This window comes from uncultured Alloprevotella sp. (genome assembly GCF_963536905.1).
In the GTDB taxonomy this organism is placed as follows: Bacteria; Bacteroidota; Bacteroidia; order Bacteroidales; family Bacteroidaceae; genus Alloprevotella.
Window position 1 is genome coordinate 1 of the sequence record NZ_CAUTBW010000016.1, and the last position, 25763, is coordinate 25763.

General features: G+C 47.0%; 24 protein-coding genes. 15 read left to right on the forward strand and 9 right to left on the reverse strand.

Annotation, left to right across the window (positions count from 1 at the left end; all coding sequences use genetic code 11):
• The first annotated feature begins 90 nt into the window (after positions 1 to 90).
• From sppA to ABLA33_RS04180, 6 genes are all read left to right on the forward strand, one after another.
• A complete protein-coding gene (sppA, locus tag ABLA33_RS04155) occupies positions 91 to 1851 on the forward strand; it encodes a signal peptide peptidase SppA (RefSeq protein WP_347719350.1) in 1761 nt (586 codons plus the stop codon).
• A 17-nt stretch (positions 1852 to 1868) separates the two neighbouring features.
• Positions 1869 to 2939, forward strand: a complete 1071-nt coding sequence (gene lpxK, locus ABLA33_RS04160; protein WP_347719351.1) for a tetraacyldisaccharide 4'-kinase — start codon at positions 1869 to 1871, stop codon at positions 2937 to 2939.
• Positions 2940 to 2950: 11 nt separating this feature from the next.
• Positions 2951 to 3778 (forward strand): purine-nucleoside phosphorylase, encoded by an 828-nt coding sequence (locus tag ABLA33_RS04165; RefSeq protein ID WP_347719352.1) that lies wholly within the window; start codon positions 2951 to 2953, stop codon positions 3776 to 3778.
• A gap of 184 nt (positions 3779 to 3962) precedes the next feature.
• Positions 3963 to 4520 (forward strand): TlpA family protein disulfide reductase, encoded by a 558-nt coding sequence (locus tag ABLA33_RS04170; protein ID WP_311490656.1) that lies wholly within the window; start codon positions 3963 to 3965, stop codon positions 4518 to 4520.
• A gap of 133 nt (positions 4521 to 4653) precedes the next feature.
• Positions 4654 to 5376: a DUF554 domain-containing protein gene (locus ABLA33_RS04175; RefSeq protein WP_347719353.1), complete on the forward strand. Its 723-nt coding sequence runs from the start codon at positions 4654 to 4656 to the stop codon at positions 5374 to 5376.
• Positions 5377 to 5419: 43 nt separating this feature from the next.
• Entirely contained in the window at positions 5420 to 5674 is a 255-nt protein-coding gene (locus ABLA33_RS04180) for a DUF5053 domain-containing protein (protein WP_315089861.1), read from the forward strand.
• 538 nt (positions 5675 to 6212) lie between these two features.
• Here ABLA33_RS04180 and ABLA33_RS04185 read toward each other — a convergent pair.
• From ABLA33_RS04185 to ABLA33_RS04205, 5 genes are all read right to left on the reverse strand, one after another.
• Positions 6213 to 8687, reverse strand: coding sequence for a TonB-dependent receptor (locus ABLA33_RS04185; RefSeq protein ID WP_347719354.1), 2475 nt, complete (start codon positions 8685 to 8687; stop codon positions 6213 to 6215).
• Between the two features lie 176 nt (positions 8688 to 8863).
• Complete coding sequence (locus ABLA33_RS04190; protein WP_347719355.1) at positions 8864 to 9637, reverse strand: prephenate dehydrogenase/arogenate dehydrogenase family protein; 774 nt, start codon at positions 9635 to 9637, stop codon at positions 8864 to 8866.
• A 119-nt stretch (positions 9638 to 9756) separates the two neighbouring features.
• A complete protein-coding gene (locus tag ABLA33_RS04195) occupies positions 9757 to 10830 on the reverse strand; it encodes a bifunctional 3-deoxy-7-phosphoheptulonate synthase/chorismate mutase type II (RefSeq protein ID WP_347719356.1) in 1074 nt (357 codons plus the stop codon).
• A gap of 29 nt (positions 10831 to 10859) precedes the next feature.
• The gene (locus ABLA33_RS04200) at positions 10860 to 12038 is read right to left on the reverse strand and encodes an aminotransferase class I/II-fold pyridoxal phosphate-dependent enzyme (protein WP_347719357.1); all 1179 of its coding nucleotides are present in this window, start codon (positions 12036 to 12038) and stop codon (positions 10860 to 10862) included.
• Positions 12039 to 12068: 30 nt separating this feature from the next.
• The gene (locus ABLA33_RS04205; RefSeq protein WP_311490649.1) at positions 12069 to 12899 is read right to left on the reverse strand and encodes a prephenate dehydratase; all 831 of its coding nucleotides are present in this window, start codon (positions 12897 to 12899) and stop codon (positions 12069 to 12071) included.
• 829 nt (positions 12900 to 13728) lie between these two features.
• On the opposite strand from ABLA33_RS04205, the gene ABLA33_RS04210 reads away from it, so the two are divergent.
• The 9 genes from ABLA33_RS04210 (at position 13729) to ABLA33_RS04250 (ending at position 20889) form a co-directional block, all read left to right on the forward strand.
• Positions 13729 to 14004 carry a hypothetical protein gene (locus ABLA33_RS04210; protein ID WP_315089849.1) on the forward strand — a complete coding sequence of 92 codons (276 nt, stop codon included), beginning with the start codon at positions 13729 to 13731 and terminating at the stop codon, positions 14002 to 14004.
• A 15-nt stretch (positions 14005 to 14019) separates the two neighbouring features.
• Complete coding sequence (locus ABLA33_RS04215) at positions 14020 to 14460, forward strand: thioesterase family protein (protein WP_315089847.1); 441 nt, start codon at positions 14020 to 14022, stop codon at positions 14458 to 14460.
• A 61-nt stretch (positions 14461 to 14521) separates the two neighbouring features.
• Positions 14522 to 15559, forward strand: coding sequence for a 3-dehydroquinate synthase (gene aroB / locus ABLA33_RS04220; RefSeq protein WP_347719358.1), 1038 nt, complete (start codon positions 14522 to 14524; stop codon positions 15557 to 15559).
• A gap of 63 nt (positions 15560 to 15622) precedes the next feature.
• The gene (locus tag ABLA33_RS04225) at positions 15623 to 16129 is read left to right on the forward strand and encodes an FMN-binding protein (RefSeq protein ID WP_315089844.1); all 507 of its coding nucleotides are present in this window, start codon (positions 15623 to 15625) and stop codon (positions 16127 to 16129) included.
• Positions 16130 to 16139: 10 nt separating this feature from the next.
• Complete coding sequence (locus ABLA33_RS04230; protein WP_347719359.1) at positions 16140 to 17375, forward strand: 4Fe-4S binding protein; 1236 nt, start codon at positions 16140 to 16142, stop codon at positions 17373 to 17375.
• A 56-nt stretch (positions 17376 to 17431) separates the two neighbouring features.
• Positions 17432 to 18112 carry a nitroreductase family protein gene (locus tag ABLA33_RS04235; protein WP_347719360.1) on the forward strand — a complete coding sequence of 227 codons (681 nt, stop codon included), beginning with the start codon at positions 17432 to 17434 and terminating at the stop codon, positions 18110 to 18112.
• 305 nt (positions 18113 to 18417) lie between these two features.
• Positions 18418 to 19587, forward strand: coding sequence for a nucleoside recognition domain-containing protein (locus ABLA33_RS04240; RefSeq protein ID WP_347719361.1), 1170 nt, complete (start codon positions 18418 to 18420; stop codon positions 19585 to 19587).
• Positions 19588 to 19614: 27 nt separating this feature from the next.
• Positions 19615 to 20589, forward strand: coding sequence for a tetratricopeptide repeat protein (locus ABLA33_RS04245; protein ID WP_347719362.1), 975 nt, complete (start codon positions 19615 to 19617; stop codon positions 20587 to 20589).
• 12 nt (positions 20590 to 20601) lie between these two features.
• The gene (locus ABLA33_RS04250) at positions 20602 to 20889 is read left to right on the forward strand and encodes a hypothetical protein (protein ID WP_347719363.1); all 288 of its coding nucleotides are present in this window, start codon (positions 20602 to 20604) and stop codon (positions 20887 to 20889) included.
• A 554-nt stretch (positions 20890 to 21443) separates the two neighbouring features.
• On the opposite strand, the gene ABLA33_RS04255 is transcribed toward ABLA33_RS04250, so the two are convergent.
• The 4 genes from ABLA33_RS04255 to ABLA33_RS04270 all read right to left on the reverse strand — a co-directional run bounded on the left by ABLA33_RS04255 (position 21444) and on the right by ABLA33_RS04270 (position 25729).
• Positions 21444 to 21950 carry an NUDIX domain-containing protein gene (locus ABLA33_RS04255; protein ID WP_347719364.1) on the reverse strand — a complete coding sequence of 169 codons (507 nt, stop codon included), beginning with the start codon at positions 21948 to 21950 and terminating at the stop codon, positions 21444 to 21446.
• A gap of 57 nt (positions 21951 to 22007) precedes the next feature.
• Entirely contained in the window at positions 22008 to 23237 is a 1230-nt protein-coding gene (locus ABLA33_RS04260; RefSeq protein ID WP_347719365.1) for an S-adenosylmethionine:tRNA ribosyltransferase-isomerase, read from the reverse strand.
• Between the two features lie 117 nt (positions 23238 to 23354).
• Positions 23355 to 23762 (reverse strand): DUF1934 domain-containing protein, encoded by a 408-nt coding sequence (locus tag ABLA33_RS04265; protein WP_347719366.1) that lies wholly within the window; start codon positions 23760 to 23762, stop codon positions 23355 to 23357.
• 2 nt (positions 23763 to 23764) lie between these two features.
• The gene (locus ABLA33_RS04270) at positions 23765 to 25729 is read right to left on the reverse strand and encodes a C10 family peptidase (RefSeq protein ID WP_347719367.1); all 1965 of its coding nucleotides are present in this window, start codon (positions 25727 to 25729) and stop codon (positions 23765 to 23767) included.
• Positions 25730 to 25763 lie beyond the last annotated feature (34 nt).

The following is a 25763-nucleotide window of genomic DNA, read 5'->3' on the forward strand; positions in this document are numbered from 1 at the left end:
GTTGTATTGAAGTAATCCATAATATATAAAAAAGGACAAACGGAGGGATTTTTTCCTCTTGTCTATCCTTCCACATTATAAGAACAAGCTATGAAAGAATTCTTCAAATATGTTTTAGCAACTGTTGTCGGCATTATGCTCGTAGGGATTTTCTCTTTCTTTATGGGGCTCATGATGCTCGTATCATTGGCTATCTCCGACAATCAGAAACCAATGATTGAAGACAATAGTATTTTGAGAATATCTCTTTCTGGAACGATTTCAGATCGCGCCAGCAGCAATCCATGGGCGATACTATTAGGCAACGACTTAGCTGAGCAACAAGGTCTTGACGATATGATCAAAGCCATCAAAGTGGCCAGTGAAGACGAAGATATAAAAGGTATCTACATTGAAGGAGGTATGCTGCAATCCGACTTTGCCACGCTGCAAGAACTCCGCAAAGCTCTGTTAGATTTCAAGGAGAGCGGTAAGTTTATCATTGCTTATGGCGAAAACTATACACAAGGAGCTTACTATGTGGCATCTGTGGCCGATAAAGTATTGGTTAATCCTAGCGGAATGGTGGATTGGCACGGCCTCGCTGCTCAACCCGTCTTCTATAAAGACCTCATGGAAAAAGTGGGCGTCAAGATGCAAATTTTCCGTGTTGGCACTTACAAGAGTGCCGTTGAGCCTTATATGCTCTCTGGTATGAGCCCCGCCAATCGCGAAATGACGCAATCTATGCTCAACAACCTATGGGGAAATATCTGCAAGGAGGTATCCGCATCTCGACATATCTCAACTGACAGTCTCAATGCTTATGCAGATCGCTACCAAGCTTTAGCAGAGCCGAGCAACTATGTGAAGCAGAAACTCGTGGATGGTTTGGCCTATATTGATGAAGTACGCAAAACTTTGCGTGATCAACTCGGCGGACAGAAAGTGAATCTTGTTGAAGCTTCAGAACTAGCGAAACTCTATGAAGAAGGTTCTTCGTCCTCCAAAATTGCAGTCTATTACGCTTCAGGAGAAATCTTTGGAGCGGAAGGGAATATGAACGGACTGAATGGTGAGCAAATTATCGGTAAGAACGTTGTTGAAGATTTAGATGCTCTTGCTAACGATAAGGATGTAAAAGCCGTTGTACTTCGCGTGAACTCACCTGGAGGTTCAGCTTATGCTTCAGAACAAATTTGGCACGCTGTTGAACTACTCAAAAAGAAGAAACCTGTTGTTGTTTCTATGGGCGGTTATGCTGCCAGTGGTGGCTACTACATTAGTTGTGGTGCCGATTATATCATTTCCGAACCTACGACACTCACAGGTAGTATTGGCATTTTTGGTATGGTTCCTGATGCTTCTGGTTTGCTCGAAGGGAAACTCGGTTTACATTTCGATGCTGTCAGCACCAATAAAGCTTACGATCTCGAACCAGCTACGGGGCATCTTTCTCCAGCAGCAGGTGCAGCTATGCAAGCCTATGTTGACAGAGGCTACAAACTGTTCATCAGTCGTGTTGCAGCAGGCCGACACATGACAGCACAACGCGTTAATGAAATTGGACAAGGACGTGTATGGACTGGTCAACAAGCATTAGCGCTCAAACTTGTCGATCGCTTAGGAACACTTGACGACGCTATTGCAGAAGCAGCTAAGCGCGCGAAACTCATCGATTATGAAGTAACTACTTCCGATATTGAAACGAACCTCTTCAGTGATTTTCTTTCTAACGTACAAGAGGACTATCTGGAACGTAAATTAAAAACAGTATTGGGTACATACTATGATCCTCTGCGCTTTGCAGAAAGTATAAGAGGCAGAGACGCTCTCCAAGCGCGTATGTTCTTTGAGCCCAACCTGAAATAACACACACGAACGGCTCCATGCGCCCTCTGCCTCACCCTCGATTATGGCCGTGGCTACTTCCTGTAAGTTGGCTCTACGAGTTTGTGACAACCCTACGAAACAAAGCTTTCGATTGGGGGTGGTTGCCACAGCAGCATTTCTCTGTACCAGTCATTACCGTAGGGAATCTCGCGGTAGGTGGTACGGGGAAAACGCCCCACACGGAGTACTTGCTCCGCCTCTTGGAACAAAAGTTCCGAGTAGCTACGCTTAGTCGCGGATATGGTAGAAAAAGCAAGGGGTTCAGAATGGTAGAACAAGAAAGTACTGCTGCCGAGAGCGGTGACGAACCGCTACAGATGAAGCATAAATTTCCTTGCGTGGCAGTGGCAGTGGATGAAAATCGGCGTCGAGGAATTCAGCAACTACTTTCACGCATTCCCATCCCAGAGGTGTTCATCCTCGATGATGCCCTGCAACACCGCTATGTGCAAGCGGGGCTCAACATTTTGCTCACCGACTATTCGCGGCTCTATACTCGCGATCTCGTTCTCCCTGCAGGTCGGTTGCGCGAAGCTCCCCAAGGAGCAAAACGCAGCAATATCATCATTGTGACAAAGTGCCCTGAAGATCTAAGCAGACAAGAAGCAGCGGTCATTCGACGAGAGTTACACGTACAACCAGAGCAACACTTGTTCTTCACCACCTTTCGCTACCGCCACCCCTACCCTGTTTTCGGGGCAGAATCTGATGGAACACTGCAAGGAAGTCGTGTACTGGCCATCACTGGCATTGCGCATCCTGAACCCATGTTCAAACAATTGGAAGAAGAAGGCGCAGAAGTCACTCCGTTAACCTTTCCAGATCATCACACTTTCAGCGATAATGACATCAATCGCATCAACAAGACTTTCAACGAACTATGGGAGCCTCCCTGCCTAGCTATCACAACAGAAAAGGATGCCGCTCGCTTACGCGATATGGCAGGACTCAGTCCGCTACTCAAAGTTCACCTCTTCGCTCTTCCTATTGAAGTCGACTTCCTCCTGGGAGGAGAACCTGCTTTTAAGAAACTCATCTTTTCATATCTCGACAAACAAAATAAATAATCATCATAATAATGGACATTAAGATTTACATCGAACAAGTTAAGGAGACTGCACAATGGATTAAGGAGCACACAAAGTTGCGCCCTCTCACAGCTATTGTTCTCGGCACTGGACTCGGCCACTTGGCTGAAGAAATTGATATTGTAGACGAGATTACCTACGACCAAATCCCCAACTTCCCCGTTTCAACAGTGGAAGGACACAGCGGCCGCCTTCTCTTCGGTCACCTCGGCGGCAAAGAGGTGATGGCGCTTGAAGGACGTTTCCACTACTATGAGGGATACAACATGCAGCAAGTCACTTTCCCCCAACGCGTTATGGCAGAACTCGGCATCCGCTCTCTCTTTGTCAGCAACGCCAGCGGAGGTACAAATCCAGACTTTGAGATTGGCGATTTGATGCTTATCACAGATCACATCAATTTCCAACCGGAACATCCTCTACACGGCCCCAACTACCCCGGTGGCCCTCGCTTTCTTGACATGCACGAAGCTTACGACCATGAGTACCTCGAATTGGCACGCAGCATTGCGCGTGAGAAAGGCATCAAAGTTGTCGAAGGCGTTTATCTTGCAGATCAAGGCCCCACCTATGAAACGCCAGCAGAATATAAGATGTACCGCATCCTCGGTGCTGATGCTGTCGGCATGAGTACAGTTCCTGAAGTCATCGTTGCCCGCCATGCTGGCATTCGCTGCTTTGGTGTGAGTGTCATCACCGACTTGGGCGTTGAAGGAAAGATTGTAAACATCACTCATGAGGAAGTGCAACGCGCCGCAGACGCTGTGCAGCCACTTATGGCAGACATCTTCCGCGAAATGGTGAAACGCATTGATTAACGCGATCTTTTGGATATAGAATATAAAATTTGCGTGAAAACCTCTCCATATTACCTCACCTCATCAAAGGGGGAAAGCAATCAACAAGAGTCACCCTCTGTAACTTTTCTCCGCTATATCCGTCTTACCAATAAGTGTGCGCATTATTGCGCCTACAATACATGACAAAAAAAGAAAGAACAAAATGAAAAAGATTCTAATTCTCATGGCTGTAGCACTAGGTTTCACATCCACCAGTTGTGCACGTACAGCTCCAAAAGCTGAAGCAGCCGAAGCCACGCAGGTAGAAACAACCACAGGCGTTCCCTCTACAGTAAAAATAGTCCCAACAAGCATCACTGGCGGACAAGCAATCATTGATGCTATCAAAGCCAACTATCCTAACAAAGTTGTCCTCATCGACATTTGGGCCACTTGGTGCCCTCCGTGCCGTGCAGCACTCAAGGATATTGATGCCATCAAACCCACCTATCAAAACAAGGGCGTTGTCTTCGTTTATCTCACAGGCGAAACATCTCCTCAAGATAAATGGCAGGCTATGATTCCCAGCATCTCTGGCGATCACTACCGCCTCACGAAGCAGCAGTGGCAAAACCTTTGCACAGATCTCAACATTCCTGGTATTCCTGCTTATGTCCTTCTCAACAAGGATGGTAGCGTAGGTTTCTCTAACCTTACTGAGGGCGGATATCCTGGCAACGATGTTATTCAGAATAATCTCGAAGTTGCTATTTCCAAATAAATAAGTACAACTTCCCTCTCTATATAAAACACGGAAAGAGCAGAATTGCTTTTCCGTGTTTTTTTATATTCCACAGTCAGTTCCCATATTTGTTTCCACAAAATAATCGTATCTTCGCGCCAAAATCAGAACTATGTTAGCAATTTTCATCAATGTTCTCGCTATTATTGCAGGTGGCTTTGTTGGTTCTATCACCAAGCGCAGCCTCAACGTAAAGTATCTCAATGCTCTTGCTACGGGTATGGGTATCGCCATTTTAGTGATGGGTATCAATGTAGCCATGCAAAACATGAGCAAGAGTGACAACCCTGTACTTTTTATCTTTTGTCTGGCGGCTGGTGGCCTTATCGGTACCATGCTAAACCTTGACGGCAACATGGAACGTGCGAGCAAAAAAATACAGAGCAAAAAGTCGAACGCAGACGGAGCTCCCTCGGTAGCAGAAGGCATCACTACAGCCACATTGCTCTGCTGCGTTGGCACACTTGCCATGATGGGCCCCATACTCAGCGCAATCTATGGCGATGACACCTATCTTTACACCAATGCCACGCTTGACTTCGTCACCCTCGTTATTGTAGCTTCCACCTATGGTTTTGGTTCTGCACTCTCCAGTATCCCCGTACTCCTTTGGATGTCATTCTTCTATTTCATAGGATGGATGTTCAAAGGCTCTATCTCTATGTCGCCCGACTCTTTGAGCGCACAAATCATCACCGAAACCAACATCGTGGGCGGCGTCCTTATCGCTGCAGCAGGTCTGGGTGTTCTCCACATCAAAGACTGCAAGACAGTTAATCTTCTTCCCTCTCTCTTGCTCCCCATGATTTATCTTTGCATCCGCAGTTTGTTCTAAAAAAGAGGAAGAGGTAAAATAAAATACTATAAACACAATAGCAATGGGAACAGTAAGGACAACCCCCGTAGTAGTTACCGATATGAAAAAAAGAGTAGAAGATATTCTGATGTCGGTTTCATGGCGTGACTTTGCCAGCACCTACTTTCAGAAATCTTCATCCTGGTTTTATCATAAGATGGACGGCATCGATGGCAACGGAGGTGTAGGAGGCTTCAACCCACAAGAAGCCGAGCAGATGCGTGATGCACTTATCGATCTATCTAACCGCATTCGTCGCGCTGCAGAAAAAATTTAGGCGAAGTTCTCATTGACCTTTCAAAACAAAAGTGGTCCGTAGGCAACGGGCCACTTTTTTGTCTCAACGAAAAAGTAGCGGGACGTTAAAAACTTCAGTCTCACAAAATAAATGCCCAAACCTTCGCCTCTAACGTTTATTTTGACTCTCGCTGCAACAAGATTCTGCTCATGGCCACACATACCCCGACTGCAAGTTCCAGAAAGGATGTATGCTGCAACCGAAGTAGTGGTGCAGAAGAGCAAGATTACTCACGCCTCCCCTCTCTCACTGCGTGTATAGTTCTATTGCAACTCCACCGGCTGTATCTTTCACTCTCCCCTCCCAGAAAAAACTTATTTTTTGTTGTCACGTTGTCACTGAGGGAAAAAAGTATTGATATATAAGCACTTAATGGCGTGAGCTGACAGGATAGGGATGTCGGCGAATAGGCTTATTGTATCTGAAAACGCAATAAGAATATAGGCGCTTGAGCAGATTCTTTTCGTACTTCTACTCATAGAAGGAGATAATGAAATCGCTACATCTGTCCGTGAGTTTAATTGCCGCCGGATTTGCCCATATTAGAACCGCTTTCTTGTGAGTAACTACCCGTCTTAACATCTGAATTTTCAATACTTCGAGCCGTTTTCTTCACCACTGCTCGCAATTTGCCGAAGCGCCAACTAATGCCAAGCGAAATTCTCGAAAGACCGTGAATCACATAACTCTCCGAACTTCTGAACATCGCTGTCTGAGTCGTATTTTTCAATGTTTGGTGAGGATTGAAGATATTGAAACCATTGAGTGTAATCGTCAAACGGTCTTCCTCAAGAAAAGAGCGAGAAAGATTCAGGAAATAGTATTTAAACTCAGAGCCTTGTCCTTGCAGACTAATATCGCCCCAAGTAGCACCTGCACCAAGAGCAAATTTTAGTTTCCAAGGTAAATCCTGTCGAAACATCGCAAAGATATTGCCCGAAAAGCCATAATTATGGTCGTTTGTCCTGTAAGATTTCAAATCTGAGTATTTCAGATTTCCATTCAATGTAAAAGCTGTCGATTTCCATGGGTTCACATTCAGATAAGTATCAAAGCTCCATTGCTTGGAATGTAGGAAATTGCCACTTGTTGAATGCTCCACACCATCTTTCATAAAACTATAGAATGTCAAACCATTATACGACGTAGAATAAGTTGCAGAAAAATTAACACTAAACTTTTGACTAAACAGACTATAATTCAGTTGGAAATTATGTGCTGTCTCACTCTCCAGATTGGGGTTACCATAGCTTATTTTCTCGGGGGAAAGATGATTAACATACGGAGAAAGATAATAAATATCTGGGCGACCGATACGCAAATTATAGCCCAAACGAAGTAACTGTGTATCGGTTAGATTATAGCCCAAATTCAAGCTGGGAACCCAGTCATTGAGCCGCGTAGAAAAAGCCGCACGACTCCCATTGGGATAGGTCACACGAATATGAGAACTCTCAAAACGAAGCCCCGAACGGAGAGAGAAACGTTTCAACCTATAGATGTATTCCGTGTAGCCCGCCGAAATGTCCGTACGATGACGATAAAGCAAGCTTTGAGCGACATCAGGTAAGAAATCTGTTGCTGTTCCTGCCAAACGAGAGAATTCCTCATTATCAGAACGATTCAGGCGATAGATGTATTTTGCCCCGACAGACAGCGTATGATTCTCTCCGAGTGGGGAGGTAAAGTCGATCTGTGCTGTGTGTTCTTGCGATTTATTATCAGGGTCGATACGGCGATCTTTCAGCGCGAAAGGCACGCTTTGCAAATTGTCGTAAACATTGAGAGTCTTATTGTTTCTCAAATCCGAACTAAACCGATAAGAAACGGTCAAATTCTGATTTTCTTTACCAAACTGATGCTGATAGTCGACACTGGTGTTTATCCCATGATATCGACTGTCTCTATGGTTCACATTGTCATAAGAATAAACAGTCCCTGCATTTCCTGTCAGGAATGTTGAAGAAAGGCCATGTCCCTTCTGTCTGCCAGCATAAATACTACTACTAACACTCAGCAAATCATGCTTCGAAATATCATAACTGGCATCTAAGCCTCCAAAACCATAAGTCCCATGATTATAGGACTCTCCTTTTGTTTTCAGCAAATGATTAACAGGATCAAGGATGAGTTCACGTTCAGATTCCGTCGTATTACGCAACGAATTTTCTCCATTTACTCCTCCATGCGCAGAAAGCGTCAGTTTGCCTATCTGCACCATACCAAAAATATTTCCTCCCCATCCGCGATTGCTCCAAGAAAGTGTGGGCGTTACAGTATAACCACTCGTTGTTGCCTCCGTTGCCGTAACAATATTCAGTATGCCCGATGTGCCTTCCGCATCATATTTTGCTCCTGGGTCGGTAATCACTTCCACTTTTTTTACTACGCTGGCGGGAAAACTCTTCAGTACCACCGACGGATTATCGCTCATCATCTTATTGGGCTTTCCGTTGACGTAAACCTTAAAGTTTGCTTTTCCATTGACTGTTATCTTGTCCTGCCCATCTACTGTAACGAGAGGCACCTTCCGAAGCATTTCCAACATGGTATTGGTCTGCGCATCAGGATCGTCACTCATACTGTAAACCAAACGGTCTATCTGACTTTTCACCAACGGACGAGCAACTACCACCTCTGCCGTAGCTAACGACTGTCCTGCATCTTGGGTCAGAATAGTACCGAGTTCAACCACTTTGTCTGCATCCAGCACCAGTTCTTTCTTTGTTGGCAACTTTCCAATAATGGCTGTTTGCAAGATATATGTTCCTGGTTTTGTATAGTGTAAGGTAAACTTACCACTGGCATCCGTAGTCGCCACAACCAAAGGCTTTATCTCTCCTTTGCGAAAGAGACGTACTGTGGCATAAGGCTCTTTATGTTGGCTCAGTGAGTCCTGTACAACACCATGAATAGTATAATCACCTGCTACTTGTGCCGTAGCAAATATAGAACACGATAGTAAAGCAGCTATCAAAAATGGTTTTTTCATAAAAAAGATCTTTGAATCATTATGGCAAAGGTAAGAAAGAGTTTGTATTGATGCAAAATCTACAAAATAAAATCACACAAAAGCAGCATAACATATCTATTATGCAAACAAAAGCAAGGGATTTGCCGAATAAATCAACGTTTCGACAAATCCCTTGCTGGATAAGAATTGTATTACTATTTGATATTTTCGCGAATACGGCAGAGGTAGGCATTTAGGCCGTCTTCATCGCGGCGGTCTATAATTTCAAGAAGGTCCTTAAGTTCTGTTCGGATATTCTCCACCTGCTGCCCTGTGCGCGGGTTAAACAAAATTTCGCGCAGGAGTGTATCGTCCTCACTGAGCACCCCTCGAGCAATGGCCAAATGGCGTTTGAAGGTGGTGCCTGGTGCATCTTGGTGCTTCATTACGGCAGCAAAGGTGAAAGTAGAGACAAACGGAATGGACAAAGAGTAAGCCACCGTTTCATCGTGTTCTTCGAATGTATATTCGCAGATGTGCAAACCAAGCCGACTGTACAGATCGCGAAAGAAGATACGCCCCATGTAGTCGCCCTCATTGATAATGATGGCGTTCTCTTCTGCCAATTTTCCTAAGTTGGCAAATGTCGGGCCAAACATGGGGTGTGTGCTGACATAGCGTTGTCCGCACTTTTCGTAAAATTCATGTAGCCCTGTTTTCACTGAAGCTATATCGGAGATAATGCAGTCGGGCGTGAGAAGCGGTAATACTTCTTCGAAAACGCTCAACGTATATTTCAGCGTCACTGCATTGATAACGAGTTCGGGCTTAAACGCATCGATTTCTTCCAATTGCGTGAAGCGCTGCGTGTTATACATGAAGCGCAATCGCGTTGGATTGACGTCGTACACAGCTGTTTCGTGCTCAAAACTAAGAAGGTCTACAAAAAACGACCCCATCTTGCCTGCACCTAAAACTAAAATCCTCATAATTCTAAGTATATGTCTCTCGCCATCTCTTCAAAGCAACAGATGGCTTCTACAACACAATAAAGAACACGCTATACCCCTTCTCATGCAAGAAAAAGAGAACAAGCTTTTTCTCTTTTCTATTCTCTATTTAATATGTCCACTTGCTGGCGCACGCTTTCTTCGTGAATAGCTTCAAAAACGGTTTTCATAAAATCGTTCGACATACCGCTCAACACGCCTTGCGCTCCGCGCTTGTTGATAATCTCACTGTAGCGCGCCGTTTGCACAATGGTCATATTGTGGTCTTTCTTGTAAGCGCCAATCTCTCTGCTGACACGCATCCGCTTTGCCAGCAAGCGGATAAGGTCGTTGTCGATGTGGTCAATCTGTTTGCGGAGAGCTTCGAGGTTCTCCGTGGAGGCGGCAGAGTCGCGAATCACCAGTTTGTCAAGGATAAAGTTGAGCACATCGGGAGTCACCTGTTGCTTGGCATCGCTCCATGCTGCATCGGGATTACAATGCGATTCGATAATCAAGCCATCGAAACCGAGATCCATAGCTTGCTGAGAGAGTGGAGCAATGAGTTCGCGGCGACCGCCTATGTGACTGGGATCACCAAAGATGGGTAGATTGTGAATGCGGCGGCGCAATTCTATAGGTACGTGCCACATGGGCAGGTTGCGGTAGAGACTTTGCTCGTAGGTCGAGAAACCGCGATGGATAACGCCCAGACGTTTCAATCCAGCTTGATTGAAGCGGAGCAGACCGCCTATCCAGAGTTCCAAATCAGGATTGACGGGGTTTTTACAAAGGATGGGGACATCCACGCCTTTCAAACTATCGGCCAGCTCCTGCACAGCGAAGGGATTGGCCATTGTGCGCGCGCCTATCCAAAGGATGTCGATGCCATATTTTAGGGCCAATTCCACATGCGCAGCTGTAGCCACTTCCGTAGCGGTGAGCATCCCCACTTCTTCGTGTACTTCTTTGAGCCATTCCAAAGCTGGTTCGCCGTGACCTTCAAAGCCTCCGGGTTTTGTGCGAGGTTTCCACACCCCCGCACGATATATGCGTATGCCCTCGGCTGCCAGTTGCTTGGCAGTGGTCATCACTTGTTCCTCACTCTCTGCCGAACAAGGGCCGGCTATGATGGTGGGCCGATGTGTGGCATCTATTCCTTCCAGATTCAGAGGGGCTAATTCGAGTTCCATATTCTATCGTTATTTATTTCTATTTGTATTTATTCAAACACGGCTTGGATTCGGCGAAGGGCTTCTGCCATCTTTTCTTCTTTCGCACACAAACTGATGCGGATATAACGGCGTCCGTTGCTGCCAAAGATAAAACCGGGAGCCAGAAATACACGGGCTTCGTGGAGTACTTTTTCCGTGAGATCTTCTACATCGGCGTAATCATCGGGTATGCGCCCCCAAACGAACATACCAACGGTATCGGTATCATACTTGCAGCGGAGCGTGTCCATGATTTGCCAAGCCAAGCGACGGCGGCGGTCGTAGGTGGCGAAGTTGTTTTCGCTGTGCCATTCGTCGGAGTTGTCGAAGGCTTGAACAGCCGCCAACTGCAAGGCGCGGAATGTGCCGGAGTCTATATTACTCTTTACTTTCAATATCCATTTTGTCCACTCGGCGTTGGTCACACACATTCCCACGCGCCAGCCTGGCATATTGTGGCTCTTCGACATCGAGTTGAATTCAACACAATGCTCTTTCGCTCCTTCCACTTGGAGCAGGCTCATAGGTTCGTGGTTCAGGATGAAACTATAAGGATTGTCATTGACAACTACTATGGCGTGACGGCGAGCAAAGTCAACAAGACGCTCATAAGTACTCCGCAGGGCTGGTGCGCCTGTCGGCATGTGGGGATAATTGCTCCACAGCATCTTCACGCCCGTCAAATCCATACTTTCCAGCTCGTCGAAATCGGGCTGCCAATCATTCTCAGGTTTCAGATTATAATAGACCACTTCAACGCCCAGCAGCGTGGGCAGAGCAGTATAGGTGGGATAACCAGGATTGGGCACAAGAATTTTATCGCCAGGATTGCAGAAAGCCAGCGTAACATGGAGAATGCCTTCCTTTGAGCCAATGAGCGGTTGCACCTCCGTGTCTGGATTCAGACTAACGCCATAAAAACGCTCATAGAAGTTGGCCATCGCTGCGCGCAGTTCTGGTATACCGCGGGTGGGTTGATAGCCGTGGGCTGAAGCTTTGCGCGCTTCGGTGCAAAGCACTTCGATGGTTTCCTTTGAGGGCGGATTGTCCGGACTCCCTATTGCGAGCGAAACCACGTCCTTTCCTTCGGCGTTCATGTGTGCCACTTCCAAGCATTTCCTCGAGAAGTAGTATTCACTGACTGCTGAAAGGCGGTTGGCGGGTTTAACTTTCTGAGCAGTATCCATAATGTGCGGTAGTTTATGTGTTGGTCTGTTTTATTTTCCTTCGTATTCTCCGAGAATCCTCAACTGTCGGGTCAGTGGGCGCACGGCATCTATGCTTTGGCGGTAGCGGTGGAAATCGGAATAGCTCACGTCGACATAGAAAAGGTATTCCCATTCTCGCCCAATGATGGGGAGCGACTGAATCTTTGTCAAACTGAGGTGATAGAAACTAAAGATGCTCAACACCTGGCTCAAACTGCCTTCAGCATGAGGCAGAGAAAAGACGATAGAGGCCTTGGTGGAGTGGTGAACATTCCGCAGCGCCTCAGCGGCCCAAGTATTACTGAGCACGAGGAAACGGGTGTAGTTGTGCTTGTTGTCCTCTATGGAGCGTTCCAGAACTTTTAGGCCGTAGAGTTCGGCTGCATCGGCATGGCAGATGGCGGCGTGTCCATGGAGTTGCATCCGTGCTATTTTCTCAGCCGCACCTGCCGTATCTTCGGCCTCCACCACTTTCAGATGGGGACGGTGAGAAAGGAAGTGGCGACATTGGGCCAAAGCCACAGGGTGTGAGTTCACTTCCTTCAGCATCTCAGGACTATCGTCGGGCAAACACATCAAACTGTGCTCTATATGGAGCTTGTGCTCCCCCACAATGGTCATGCCGCTCTGCTGGAGCAGTTCGTAGTTGTGGAGCAAACTTCCTGCTATGGTATTCTCTATGGCTACCAGTGCGAGCAAATCGTTGTCCTGCCGAGTCTGTGCAAACAAACTTTCAAACGTATCGCAGCAAACGAGCTCTATCTCCTCACCAGCAAAAAACTGATGGGCTGCAATGTCGTGGAAAGAACCTTTGATGCCTTGTATCGCTACTCGTTTCATTTTCTTTGTCTTCTTTCGGTGGTGGATAGGAACTGAAAGATAATAAAAAATCCCGCTCTATCGGGCGGGACATTTAATAGGTTTCATTTTCTTATTTTATGCATACGACATCCCGCTTCACTTGTTCAGCAAAGTAATAATAAAAGTAAAAGTTAAAACCTTTATTGGGTGTCATATATCTATCAAATGTACTTGTTAATGCTGCAAAGGTAGTACTTCATACGGACGCACCAAACAAAAACAAGTTTTTTTTCTAAGAAAGCCTAAAGAAACTTATCTTTTCCTCTTTTCGCCCCAAGAACACTTTATGACAAAGAAGCCTTCTGTCTATTTTCGTCAAGAAATCTCTTATTCTATTGACCTGAGAATGGCTCGAAATCCAACTTGAAACAAAGTTATTCTCAGACCTGTCTAACTCATCCGCTCCATCCAATAAGGATGTTTGAGGATACAATAAGGCAATCCGCGAACATCCTTATTGCTTCGGCTGACACAATAAGGATATTGGCGAACACGATAAGGAAAATGATGGAAAAGGATAGAGCATTTTTCAATAAAAAGGAGAAAAACGCGTCTTTTGCTTTCCGAAACAGCATTTTTTTGCGCACATCCTCATAGCTTCGCTTTGAGGATTTTTGAACAGACACAGTGCGTTTTAATTTTCTTAACATCTATTTTGTGTTTTACCAATGTAAAGATAATACGCACCAAAGAGAGCATTCAACCTCTCTCATGTACTGACAGATAGTAGCCTTTTAGGGGTATTTCTGCATGTAAAAGACGTTAATAGAAAGGAAGGAAACAAACTTTTGCTTAACTTCGCAGCACTATGCACGAAGAAATACAGGATTTCATTGATGCGCTGGAAAGCTACATCAATACCGCGCTACGCGAAAGCTTAGAACCGGCCGAATACACGCATGAAGCGTTGGAAATTGTGGATGCCCGCAATCATTTGTTCCGCTCTGCTGGTGAGCGCGCCACAGATGAGGAAGCCAACATCTATGCGCTACGCGATCTCCTGCACATCGATGTTGACACACTTGAGACACAAGTGAACCGGGCAAGGCTCAGAGCCGTGGCTCGAAACTATTTTAATGACTAACAGATCAAAAACAGTATGGAAGAAAATATTAAATATCACCACCAACTCCCTATTCAACTTCGCTTCAACGATGTTGATCGCTACGGCCATGTGAATAACAATGCCTACTTCTCTTTCTATGATTTGGGCAAGGTGGATTATTTCAATTTAGTTTTGAAAATCTACAACGGGAAGCCGGATGTAGTACCTGTGATTGCTAACATCAATGCGGACTTCATAGCTCCGGTTCTCTATGGCGATGATATTGTCATGGAAACTTGTGTGAGCCATGTGGGGCGTAAGAGTTTCACGCTTGAGCAAAGGGCCATCAACCGAAAGAACAACAACGTGGTTTGCCATTGCCGTTCAGTTATGGTGTGTTTCTCATTAAAAGACCAAATCTCGGTAGAAGTCCCCGACTCTTTCCGCCGTGCCATTGAGGAGTTTGAACATACAAAATTCCCGCTCGAGAAATAAGAAAACCTCTCCTAATGCCCTGCTCCAGTAGGGCATTACCTATAAAATTAAACTTTCACTCATGTCACAAGTCATAACCTATACGCTGGACATCCGCAAAGACATCGACCGACTTTGCTCTGAGAACTACGACCAGATGTTTATCTTGACAGACGGCACAACGGAGCAACTCTGTCGCCCCTTACTCGGACACATAAACGGAGTGGGCAAAAGTATCGTCATTCCAGCCGGCGACGACAATAAGACATTGGAAACCGTCAGCAAAGTATGGACGGAACTGCAACAGCGCAAAGCCAGTCGCCACTCGCTGCTCATCAATCTGGGCGGAGGTATGGTTACGGACCTCGGTGGCTTTGCGGCCTCCACCTTCAAACGAGGGATAGACTTCGTCAACATACCTACAACGCTGCTTGCCATGGTCGACGCGGCCGTTGGAGGTAAGACGGGCATCAATTTCAATGACTTCAAAAACGAAATAGGCGTTTTCCGCGATGCTCGAGAGGTTATTATCGACACTTCCTTCCTGCGATCGCTCGACAGCCAGAACCTGCGTTCGGGTTATGCTGAGATGCTGAAACATTCCTTGCTGAAGGATACCGCTATGTGGGCAAGTCATGTAACATTCGACCTTTGCAAACCTAATTTTGTGCAGCTCCAAGAAATGGTGCGTCAAAGCATCGAGGTGAAACGTGCCGTTGTGGCTGAAGACCCAACAGAGAAAGGCATCCGAAAAGCCCTCAACTTGGGGCACACCTTCGGTCATGCGCTCGAATCGCTGGCGATGTTGCAACAGCGCACGGGACTTCATGGTTACTTTGTGGCTTGGGGTCTCATCTGCGAACTCTATCTGAGTTGCTCGCAAGGTTTCCCTATCGACAAGATGCGGCAAACGGTTCGCTACATTCGTGAAAACTATGGAAATTTTCCTTTTAGTTGCAACGACTACGAACATCTCTATCAGCTGATGCTTCACGACAAAAAGAATGTGGGAGATGTTATCAACTTCACCCTACTGCGTGATGTAGGCGATATTCTCATCGACCAACACGCCACGAAAGAAGAAGTGTTTGAAGCCTTCGATTTTCTGCGAGAAGGCTGAGAGAATTCTGTCGGAATAGAGCCGATATCATTTTGATTCAGAAAACTAAAAATAGATATAACAATGAAAAAAATCGTACTTATCGTAGCTTTGCTGGCAGGTATCATGTTGCCCTCTACGGAGGTGGCACAAGCTACTACAACTCTTTCACAAAACAATACATCCGATCAACCCAGCACCGAACAGTTAAAACGCCTCGGTTTAGCCAATGCGCAGCTCACTTCAGTACGCAAAGGCATTTGGAGCGTTAGTCTAAACGGCCAGAGAGCGGGGTACGTCATTAACAGTTCCTCTTACGCGAAGAAAGTAACAGGCTACAACGGATACACTCCCGTACTTGTTTACGTCAACAAGGCGGGTAAGGTGGAACACATCTATACATTGCCCAATCAGGAAACACCAAAATTTTTCAAGATGGCTTCTGCTAATCTGATCAAATGGAAAGATGCCAACGCCAAGAAGGATGCCAACATGCAGGTAGATGCTGTCAGTGGAGCTACTTATAGTAGCAATGCCTTGAATAAGAATGTTCAGGCAGCTCTCGCAGCTTATAATAAGTATTGCAAGTAATGTCTAACGGATGAATATTCCAAAAAAGAAACAGATAGGCACTGCTGGCAAAACGCGCTGGACAGATCTTTTGTCGCAAGCGGTTTCGCTGATGATTGTGTTCTTGATGCTGGCCTCCGTAGCCCTTACATCGGGCCGGCTCTTTGGAAAAGACATCACAGCAAAAGCTACATCGCAGGCGGAAGCTACACCTACTTATACCTTGCCCACGCCGCAGGAATTGGCAGATTTGGGTTGTCCGAATGCCTCTCTATCTGAACGCGACTCAGCTATATGGGATGTAACGACAAGTGATGGGAAAGCCATCGGCAGACTCTACAACTCGGCGCGCTGGGGTAAGGACATCATTGGCTTTGCAGGTCCTACGCCGCTCTTTATACTGACCGACACGAACGGGCGAGTACTCCATATAACAGCACAAGCCAACCAGGAAACGGAAGGTTACTTCGGGCAAGCGTCACAGTTGCTCCACGCCTGGAATGGTAAGACTCCGGCTGAAGCTCTGAGCCAGAAAGTGGACGCCATAAGTGGTGCCACTTATTCGTCGCGGGCAATTATCGGTAACGTACAAGCCACTTTTTCGGCATTGGAAACGGGAAGTTCTGCAATAGGTAAGGCTCCGTTGTTGGGTTGGACAAAGACGGTGGTGGTCATTGCCGTGATGCTGTTCGGCATCCTTGCTGCATGGAAATTTAGAGGAAACAAGCGCGTGCGCATCACGATGTTGGTGCTCAACGTTCTTGTACTTGGCTTTTGGACGGGGCAGTTTATTTCTCTCTCGCTCCTGCAAAGCTGGATGGAGAACGGAGTTGATTGGATAGGCACCCTTCCTGCTGTCGTCATGGTGGCTCTTGCCGTTCTGCTCCCCTATTTGGGTCGCAAGAATTTCTATTGCACATGGGTTTGCCCTTATGGTAGTATTCAAGAACTGGCTTGGATGCTTCCGCTTCCCAAGATCAAAGTAAACGCAAAAGTATTCCGCCGAATGAAACAACTGCGCCTCGTGGTGCTGGGGATTATCCTGCTGATGCTTTGGATGGGCATAGGCGCGGAAATCTTAGACTACGAACCGTTTACAGCCTTTATGTTCACGAGCGCTCCTATCGGCGTGGTGATTTTCTCGGCCGCGTTCGTTGTTCTGAGCCTCTTCGCCCCACGCCTCTGGTGTCAAGCTCTCTGCCCCGTAGGAATGTTGCTCAACACAGCTGAGGATCGCACCATCCCAACAAAGAAAGTGAAGAAATAAAGCCGCACAACAACGACTGAGAGTATCACAACTTCAAACACAATCGTCAAATCTATATGAACAAGTATAAAATCATTTCGTTCTTCCTTGCCATCGCTCTGCTGGCAGCAGAAGCGCGCCTTTTCATGGGTAATAATGCGCAAGAGGTGAGCACTTCCGAGGCTGTATTTCAGAACATATTGACACGTAGCTCTATCCGAGAGTACACCGCAGCGCCCGTGTCGCGCACCATGCTTGATTCGCTCTGCCGCGCAGCAATGGCAGCTCCAACAGCCATGGACAAACGCCCCTGGAAGTTTGTTGTCATCGACGACAAAGCTGTGCTGCAAGAACTGACCAAAGCTCTACCCTACGCTCAGGCTTTGAAAACGGCTCCCGCAGCCATAGCTGTTTGTGGCGATCCTACTCTCATGGACAAAGAGCATAAACCTACGGAATGGTGGGTGGAGGACTGCTCCGCAGCCACAGAGAACATGCTGCTCGCTGCACATAGTTTAGGACTGGGTGCAGTATGGTTGGGCGTTTATCCAGCCGAGATGCCCGTTGCTTCAGTCAGTAGCACTTTGAAACTTCCTTCAAATCTGAAGCCACTCTGCATTGTTGCACTCGGCCATCCTAAAGGTGATGCTCAGCCGAAGAATAAATACGCGAAAGACAACATACGCTACAACGTGGGAGACTTCCCCGGTGCGCAAGCAGGAGAGGAAGAGGAAAGCACAGAAGGCGGAGGTTTCTAAGCCGCATAATCCAACTTACAAAAAGAGATGTGACATTTTGTTGCATCTCTTTCTCATTTTTAGACCGAATTATTATGCGAGTAAAAATAATCTCGTAAATTCGCGCCTATGTTAATCATCTTGTCAACTTCCCTTACGCAAGAAATGAAGACAACCGAAACGCTCACTTCATCGGAACTTTACAGTCAAAGCTATTCCAAGGATAGATGCAGCCATAAGCATCTATGTTTCAACGCTGGTAGGCTTTGCGCATTAACAGCTTACTCGTGGCAATCAATCTGAAAGACTAAAAATAAAATACCAATATGAAAAAGACCTCCAAAGTAAGTTTCTTCAACAAAATCCCAGCAGGTGTCATTTGCTTAGTCCTTATCACTGCTCTGTTCTGTTATATGGGCAGCAAAATGGGTGCAGCAAATATGCTCAACACCATTATGAAGACGGCGCACGACTTATTGCTCAACACGTGCTTCTACCTGATGGCCATCTGCGTCATTACGGGAGCTATCGGCAAACTCTTCGTAGAATTTGGCGTAGTGGACATGCTCGAAAAACTCTTGCGTCCACTCATGCGTCCGCTATTCAACCTGCCGGGCGTAGCCTCTTTGGGCGCGGTGCTGACTTTCCTATCCGATAATCCAGCTATCATCACGCTGTCTAAAGACAAGCGATTTGCCAGCTACTTTAAGAAATACCAGTTTATCTCCCTTACCAACTTCGGTACAGCATTCGGAATGGGCCTTATCGTTATCATCTTCATGATTGGTCAAGGCTATTTCATCGAACCTCTTATCGGACTCTTCGGTGCCTTCTGCGGCTGCATCGTTTCCACACGCCTAATGCAACGTTTCATTATCAAGAAGTACCCCAACTTTGCCGAAGAGAGCGCCGTAGTAAACCCCGAAGCACGCGAAGGCCAGCGCGCTTTGGCTGCACAAGTGGAACACCAAGAAGAAAACGGCATATTCTTACGCACCTTGAACGCGCTGCTCGACGGAGGCCGTTCGGGCGTCGACATCGGTATTGCCATTATCCCCGGCGTACTCATCATCTCCACGCTCGTTATGATGCTGACCTTTGGCCCTGCTGCATCGGGTCAATACTCTGGCGGAGCTTACGAGGGAACTCAACTGCTGCCCATGCTGGCCGAGAAAGTGGACTGGCTCTTTGACTGGCTCTTCGGCTTTTCCGATCCCCACCAGATTGCTTTCCCTATCACGGCGCTTGGAGCTGTTGGAGCGGCCTTAGGACTTGTACCTAATTTTGCACAACACGGTTGGCTCGATGGAAATGCTATTGCCGTTTTCACGGCCATCGGTATGTGCTGGAGCGGATTCTTGAGCACACATACGGCAATGCTTGACTCACTGGGCTACAGAGAGCTTACGTCGAAGGCTATCATCTCACATACTTTCGGCGGCATTGCAGCTGCTCTCGTGGCGCATTGGATTTACCTACTGACAACTCTTATTTGATAATAGAACGAAAAGACATAAAACTAAATGGGATTCTTCAAAAACCTCTTTGGAACTTCCGAACCTAAAACGGAAACCGATCAAAAGAACGACACAGAAAAGATGTTCAATATTTTCCATGACGACGGCGTGCGCGCCAAGAACATGGGTGAACTCAAATTTGCGGAACAGTGCTTCACAAAAGCTCTGGAGATTCACGATGATGCACCTACGCGCAGCTATCTGGTGGAAGTGCTCATCCTTCTTCAACAGTACGACGAGGCAGTGCCGCAACTCCAACATTTGCTGGATGCTGCCCCCGACAATCTCGAAGTAGCCCTCCTCTTGGCCAGTACCTACGGACGAACAAAAAACTACGAATCAGAACAAGCTCTTACCGACAAAATCAGAGAGCAGCATCCCGATGAGCCTCGCGCCCTCTATTTTGCGAGCGAAGCTGCACATGGGCTGGGACAAGACTTTCAGGCCATCGCTTTCCTCACGCAGGCTCTTCAACAGGAAGAACATTATCCAGCCGCTCTCCTACTTCGCGCGCAGATTCTGGCTTCTATGGGACAGTACAACGAAGTGCTCGCCGATGCCGAAGCTCTTTTGGCGCTCGACAATGAGAATGAAGAATACCTTCTGCTTCATGCAGATGCTTTGCAAGGCACAGGCCGCGACACAGAAGCCGAGGATGCGTATCTGAAAGTGCGTGAGATGAATCCTTTCAGTATGGAAGCGATGGAGAAATTAGGGGCATTCTATGCTCTCCACCACCAGCTGGATAAGGCTTTGGTTCTCTACGATGAGGCCATAGAGTTGCAGCCCGAGAATGCCGTTGCCTACAAACTTCGCGGGGCTGTAAAGCTCCAGCTCAACGACAAACTCGGCGCTGAAGACGACCTAAAGAAATCTTTGGAACTCCAACCGGAGAGTGCGAAAGAACTTGATGGTGAATACTCCAATATTGAAAACAAGATGGAACAACGCTATCGGGCACAGAATCCGTTCCAGTTCTAAACACTCCCTATCATGAACGAATTTCCAAAACACTTGCTTGCGCTGGCTTTCTTCAATCTCATCCCGGCCTTGCTTAGCGTGTTCTTTCTCTTTGGTGGAGCAACCATTGGCTATAGCCCAAACGCCATTCTCTCCTTCCTGTTCTACTTTCTGAGTAACCTGCTGTGGATTATCCCTGTCAGCACTTTCTTTTTTGGCCTTAACGAGTTCCGTCGCGGTTATGAGAAACGCAGCCTTGCCCTTCTCATCGGTGGGTCTCTCTTTACCATCGGCGACATTCTCTTTCTGATTCTCAGATAAAGACAGAGCACTCACAAAACAGATAATTTCAATCTTATATTACTTCTTCACGCCTGCTGAAACACCCTATGTTTCAGCGGGCGTTCTTCTTGAAAACTAGAACAAAGTAGAAACACAAAACTGCCCGATATTTTTACAACAGTATAGAACAAAATGGAATCAGAATCGCTGCCTTCTACTCATTCGTTTCTCAAAAATCGAACAAAAAAGGATTGATTTTTGAAAACACACCTCAAAAATATGCGCCAACAACATAAAAAGAGGGACTAAAAGCCTCGTCTAAGGATTTTCTGACCTTATCTCATCCCAAAATACAATAAGGCTGCCAGCCGACTTCCTTATCGCGTGGGCTGACGCAATAAGGAAATTATCAAACATCCTTATTGTATTCTCAAACATCTTTATCGGACTGATCGGAAGAGGCGGACTGATTGGAGAATTACTTTACGAGAACTTGGATTACAAGGCATTCTCACAGCCATAAAATAAGAAGTTTGTTTACAAAACAAATGCAGCTACCTCAGAAGAAGTAGCTGCTTAAAAAAGGTACAAACCTATGAATTCAATTTAGTAGTGTATTCAGATTCAAAATTAGGTGTGAAAAAATCAGAACCTAAACGCTGTTGGATTTCTTCAGGTGAGAAGAAACGCCCTCCGTCTAATTCGTCGGAAGGATGAGGCTGCACAGCAGTTGTAGTGCGAAAGACATTCACAAGTTCGCGTTCTCGGCTGGACTCAAAGACATAGCGTGTTACAAACTCAGGCTGATAATCCGCAGGACGAAGGCCCAATTCCTCCCAAACCTCCCGCGCCAAAGCATCCTCTATACTCTCGCCAAAATCTACGTGTCCGCCACACGCCGTATCCCATCTCCCTGGCTGTATGTCCTTCCAGTCGGGACGCCTTTGCAGGAACAGTTCTCCTTTTGTATTGAACACATGGAGATGAACCACGGGGTGGAGCAATTTAGACCCATCGTGGCAATGACCGCGCGAGGCTTGTCCAATAACACGCCCCGCTTCATCAACGATGGGAAATATCTCGTTTTTATTTTCTTCCATTTTTTCAGTAGTTGGGTACGCCTTCTTTCGTCAGCAAGACAAAGAAGGCAGAACACATCAGAAGTTGAGTAAACAGCCGTCGCCGTAGGAAAGGAAACGGAAGTCGTGCTCCAGCGCATAGTTGTAGATGCGCCGCCAATCTCCTTTGACAAAGGCCGAAACGAGCAAGAGAAGAGTGGACTGCGGCTGGTGGAAATTCGTTATCATCGTCCGCACAACGTGGTATTCATAGCTCGGAGCAATCATTATCTGCGTGCTGGTGTGGAGCGTAGGTAGATTGTTGCGCTCCAGATAGTCGAGAATGTTTTGCAAAGCCTGCAAAGTGGTGAGTGGTTCAGCAGTTTGCACTGCATATTCATAGGGCATCCATTGCGGCACACGCAATTCTTCCTCAGTAGCATTAGGATTCTGCTGCAAGATTACGCCTATATAGTAAAGGCTCTCAAGGGTGCGCACCGATGTAGTACCCACAGCGATACATTGCCCGCCGTGAGCTATCAGTTTCTCTATCGAAGTGCGCGCCACAGCAATCCACTCACTGTGCATCGTATGCCCTTCGATTTCTTCGCTCTTGACAGGCTTAAACGTGCCAGCACCTACGTGGAGCGTAATCTCATCACGCTCTATACCGTGAGCATCTAATTGTGACAACAACTCGTCGGTGAAATGAAGGCCAGCAGTGGGAGCTGCCACTGAACCTTTTATCTTAGAATAGACCGTTTGGTATTCTTCCAAATCCCGTTGTTCCGTGTCGCGGTTCAAATATGGCGGTATGGGCAATTCACCTATCGCATCGAGAATCTCGGAGAAAGCGACGGTATCATCGTTCCAATCGAAAGTTACTTCGAAGCCCGTGCCGGAAACTCCTCCGCGCTCGGCCGTCAGCGTGAGCAATTTATCACCCACCTTGATTTCCTGCTCCAAACGTCCTTCTTTCCATTTCTTCATATTACCGATGAGACAAGTCCAAGTGACGCGGCGCGTGGTGGAAAAGTTCACCTGATAGTCGGACGGCGTGTGTGGTTCGAGACAAAAGACCTCGATGAGAGCACCCGTAGCCTTGCGAAAATGAAGACGAGCATAGATCACCTTCGTATTATTGAACACAATGAGTTGTCCTGGCTGTAGATAGTTTGTCAGATTGCGGAAAACATCTTCCCCTATGCCTTCTTGATTATAAAGGAGCAACTTGGCCTCATCTCTTTTCTCGAGCGGATGTTTTGCAATGCGCTCATCGGGCAAGTCGTAAGAAAAGTCTTTGATGTGTATATGTCGTGGATCTTGCATAAGTTGTAAGTTTTTTTCAGTCGGCAAAAGTAATCAATTCAACTGGTACAAACAAAAAGCACCTCTCGCGGAGGGATGTGCTTGAGGGAGATAGGAAACGAGACAAGGAAGGGGAAGTTAGTTGAGCACTTCCCACTCTATGAGCAATTTATTATCGCTCACATGACTTCCCGCCAAGAAGAGTGCGTAACTCACTTCCACACGTCCACCCACCTCGGACATAGCAGCCTGATAGCGATGCGTGTGGATCTGCATAGGCAGCTCACCATGGGGAGTGATGTAGCGAGAACTGATACGTTCGCGCTCTGCAAAAGTCATACGTGAGCGCACCTGCCCCATACGCCGCAATTCAGCCTGCACCATATCGAAAAGAACATGAGTAGGACCGCCATTGTCAGCCTCGTTGTAGCTGAGCAGATGACGGTTGTCGCGAATGCCCCAAGTGCCTTTGAATGTATTTTGAATCTTTTCAGTTTGCCCGCCAACATTTGTAATCAGGCGGGTGTGAATGGTAACGGTTTGCATCTTTATCGTACTATGATTTTCTTACTGTCACGAAGATAAATTCCTGGTTCTGAAGGACGCGCAACACGGAGGCCGTCGAGGCGATGCCAAACCTCTCGCCCCACAACTTCGGTGGAACGAACAGCCGTAGTAGCAGGTAGCGTGAACGAAACTTGGCGCACTACCTTCCACGGGCTGCGCACGAGCAACGTATAGGTCTGACCAGGAACGAGCGCGGAGAACTGAACGGTATCTCGCATCGATTCGCCACTATTTAGATAGATATATTTCGGATGGCGCGTGCCCTGCACCGATGCATCAAGGCCAGGAATGATTTCATAGACCAAAGACTGCCCCGTACGGGAAAGACCGGCCGCATTTTCCACAGAAAGCGTAATGCGAACAATGCTGTCGGAAGGGAAAGTTAGCTGCGGCTCAGAAAAAGTCAGTTGTGCTCCGCTCCCCGCTACTACTGTCAGCGTGTCAAGACTGAAGATGTGGCGGTCGTCAGGCGTCAATCGGAGGATACGCTGCCCCAACTTGCGAAAGCGCGCATGAAGCAGGAGCGCCTTTGCCTCGCCCGGCTGCAAAGTTGCAGAGGTGATGCCAACGTAGTCAGCTTGTCGCAACGTGTCGGTATCGGAGGGGAGATTGGTGAATAGGGCAAAAGGAGTAGTCAGTGGGTATGCAGCGGTGTTTCTAACAAAGATACGGATGCGCGTGTATATGTCACGCGTGGGAACATCAAGAATTTGCACGGAGTCGATAGCTATTTCTGTCCCCGTTCGCTGGAGCGTGTCGGGGAGTTCCACGGAAAGACTGTCGGGATGTAGGAACAACACTTCTCTATTTGCAAAGAAACCCTCGCCCTTTCCTACTTCCGTTTCCTGACCGAGCGGTTCTGGGAAATAAAGAATATCGAGATTAAAATAGCCATCATAATCGCCTCCATAGCCCCAATTAACATGGAAGTTTCCGGCCTTATCCTGGCCGTCGAGCACAAAGGCATGTCCGCCAAGATGCTGAACATTGCCAGCGCAATATACAGGGCGTCCAGATTCTACTTCGTTACGGATAGCTGCTACCCAAGCTGAGGGATCGTACTTATAACTGTCGAGATAGTGTACATACTTCAAACCAAAAACGCGCTGCAGCGGCTCGAGAGCTCGATAAGAACTAGCAGCACTTTCTCGCAGCCCCCAATTCATGTGAACGGCCTGGCCGAGATAATAGCTCAAACGGGCAACGGCATCTATGGATGCAGCAGATTCCGCACCAGTGTAGTGCGGCAATATCAACTTTGAATCTACACTCGCTCCAGGGCTAATGTCGGGAATCTGGTAGTTTTTTGTTGTCCAACCTTTGAGCGTATCTTGCAAGGTGTACACTCGCTGATAATAAGTCAGTATCTGCTCTAAGGCCGTAGCCACACAGCCCACCACGCAACGTTCCGAACTGAGAACAGAATCGGTGTTAAGAAAGAAAGGACAAGCGGAATTATAGGGATGTCCTTGTGAGCGAATGGAAGAAAGCAGAGGCAGGACAACACGTCCCGAGAAAGCAGGAACAGAACGATGGTGTGCATCAATGGGCAGTAGGGACAAAAGATGGTCATACTGCTGCAAAAGAGCAGAAAGCGCAGGCGGAATGGTGCGAGCCTTGTAAGTGCCATAAGCCAGTACTTCGGGGAGGCGATTATCAGCGGCTGCAAGAACAAACTTATTGCCTGCCACAAACAGATAAGAGGCTGGAGAAGTGCGCAGGGTGAGCGGATGGACAGCAGCTTTACGTTGTCCGCTCTGCTTAAAATAAGATACCACACGCGCCCGAGCCTCGTCTTCGTTTACGGACTGAGCGGAGGCAATATGAGAGAAACTAAGAAGTAGGATAAAGAAGCACGCACACCGAAGAGAGACGGGTGTGCATAGATGGGATAAGCCGAAAGAAGCAAAGGTTCTTCGCAATATTTTGGAGTAGAAAGATTCCATCTGAATATTAAAAATGAACAGCAGGCTTAGTCTG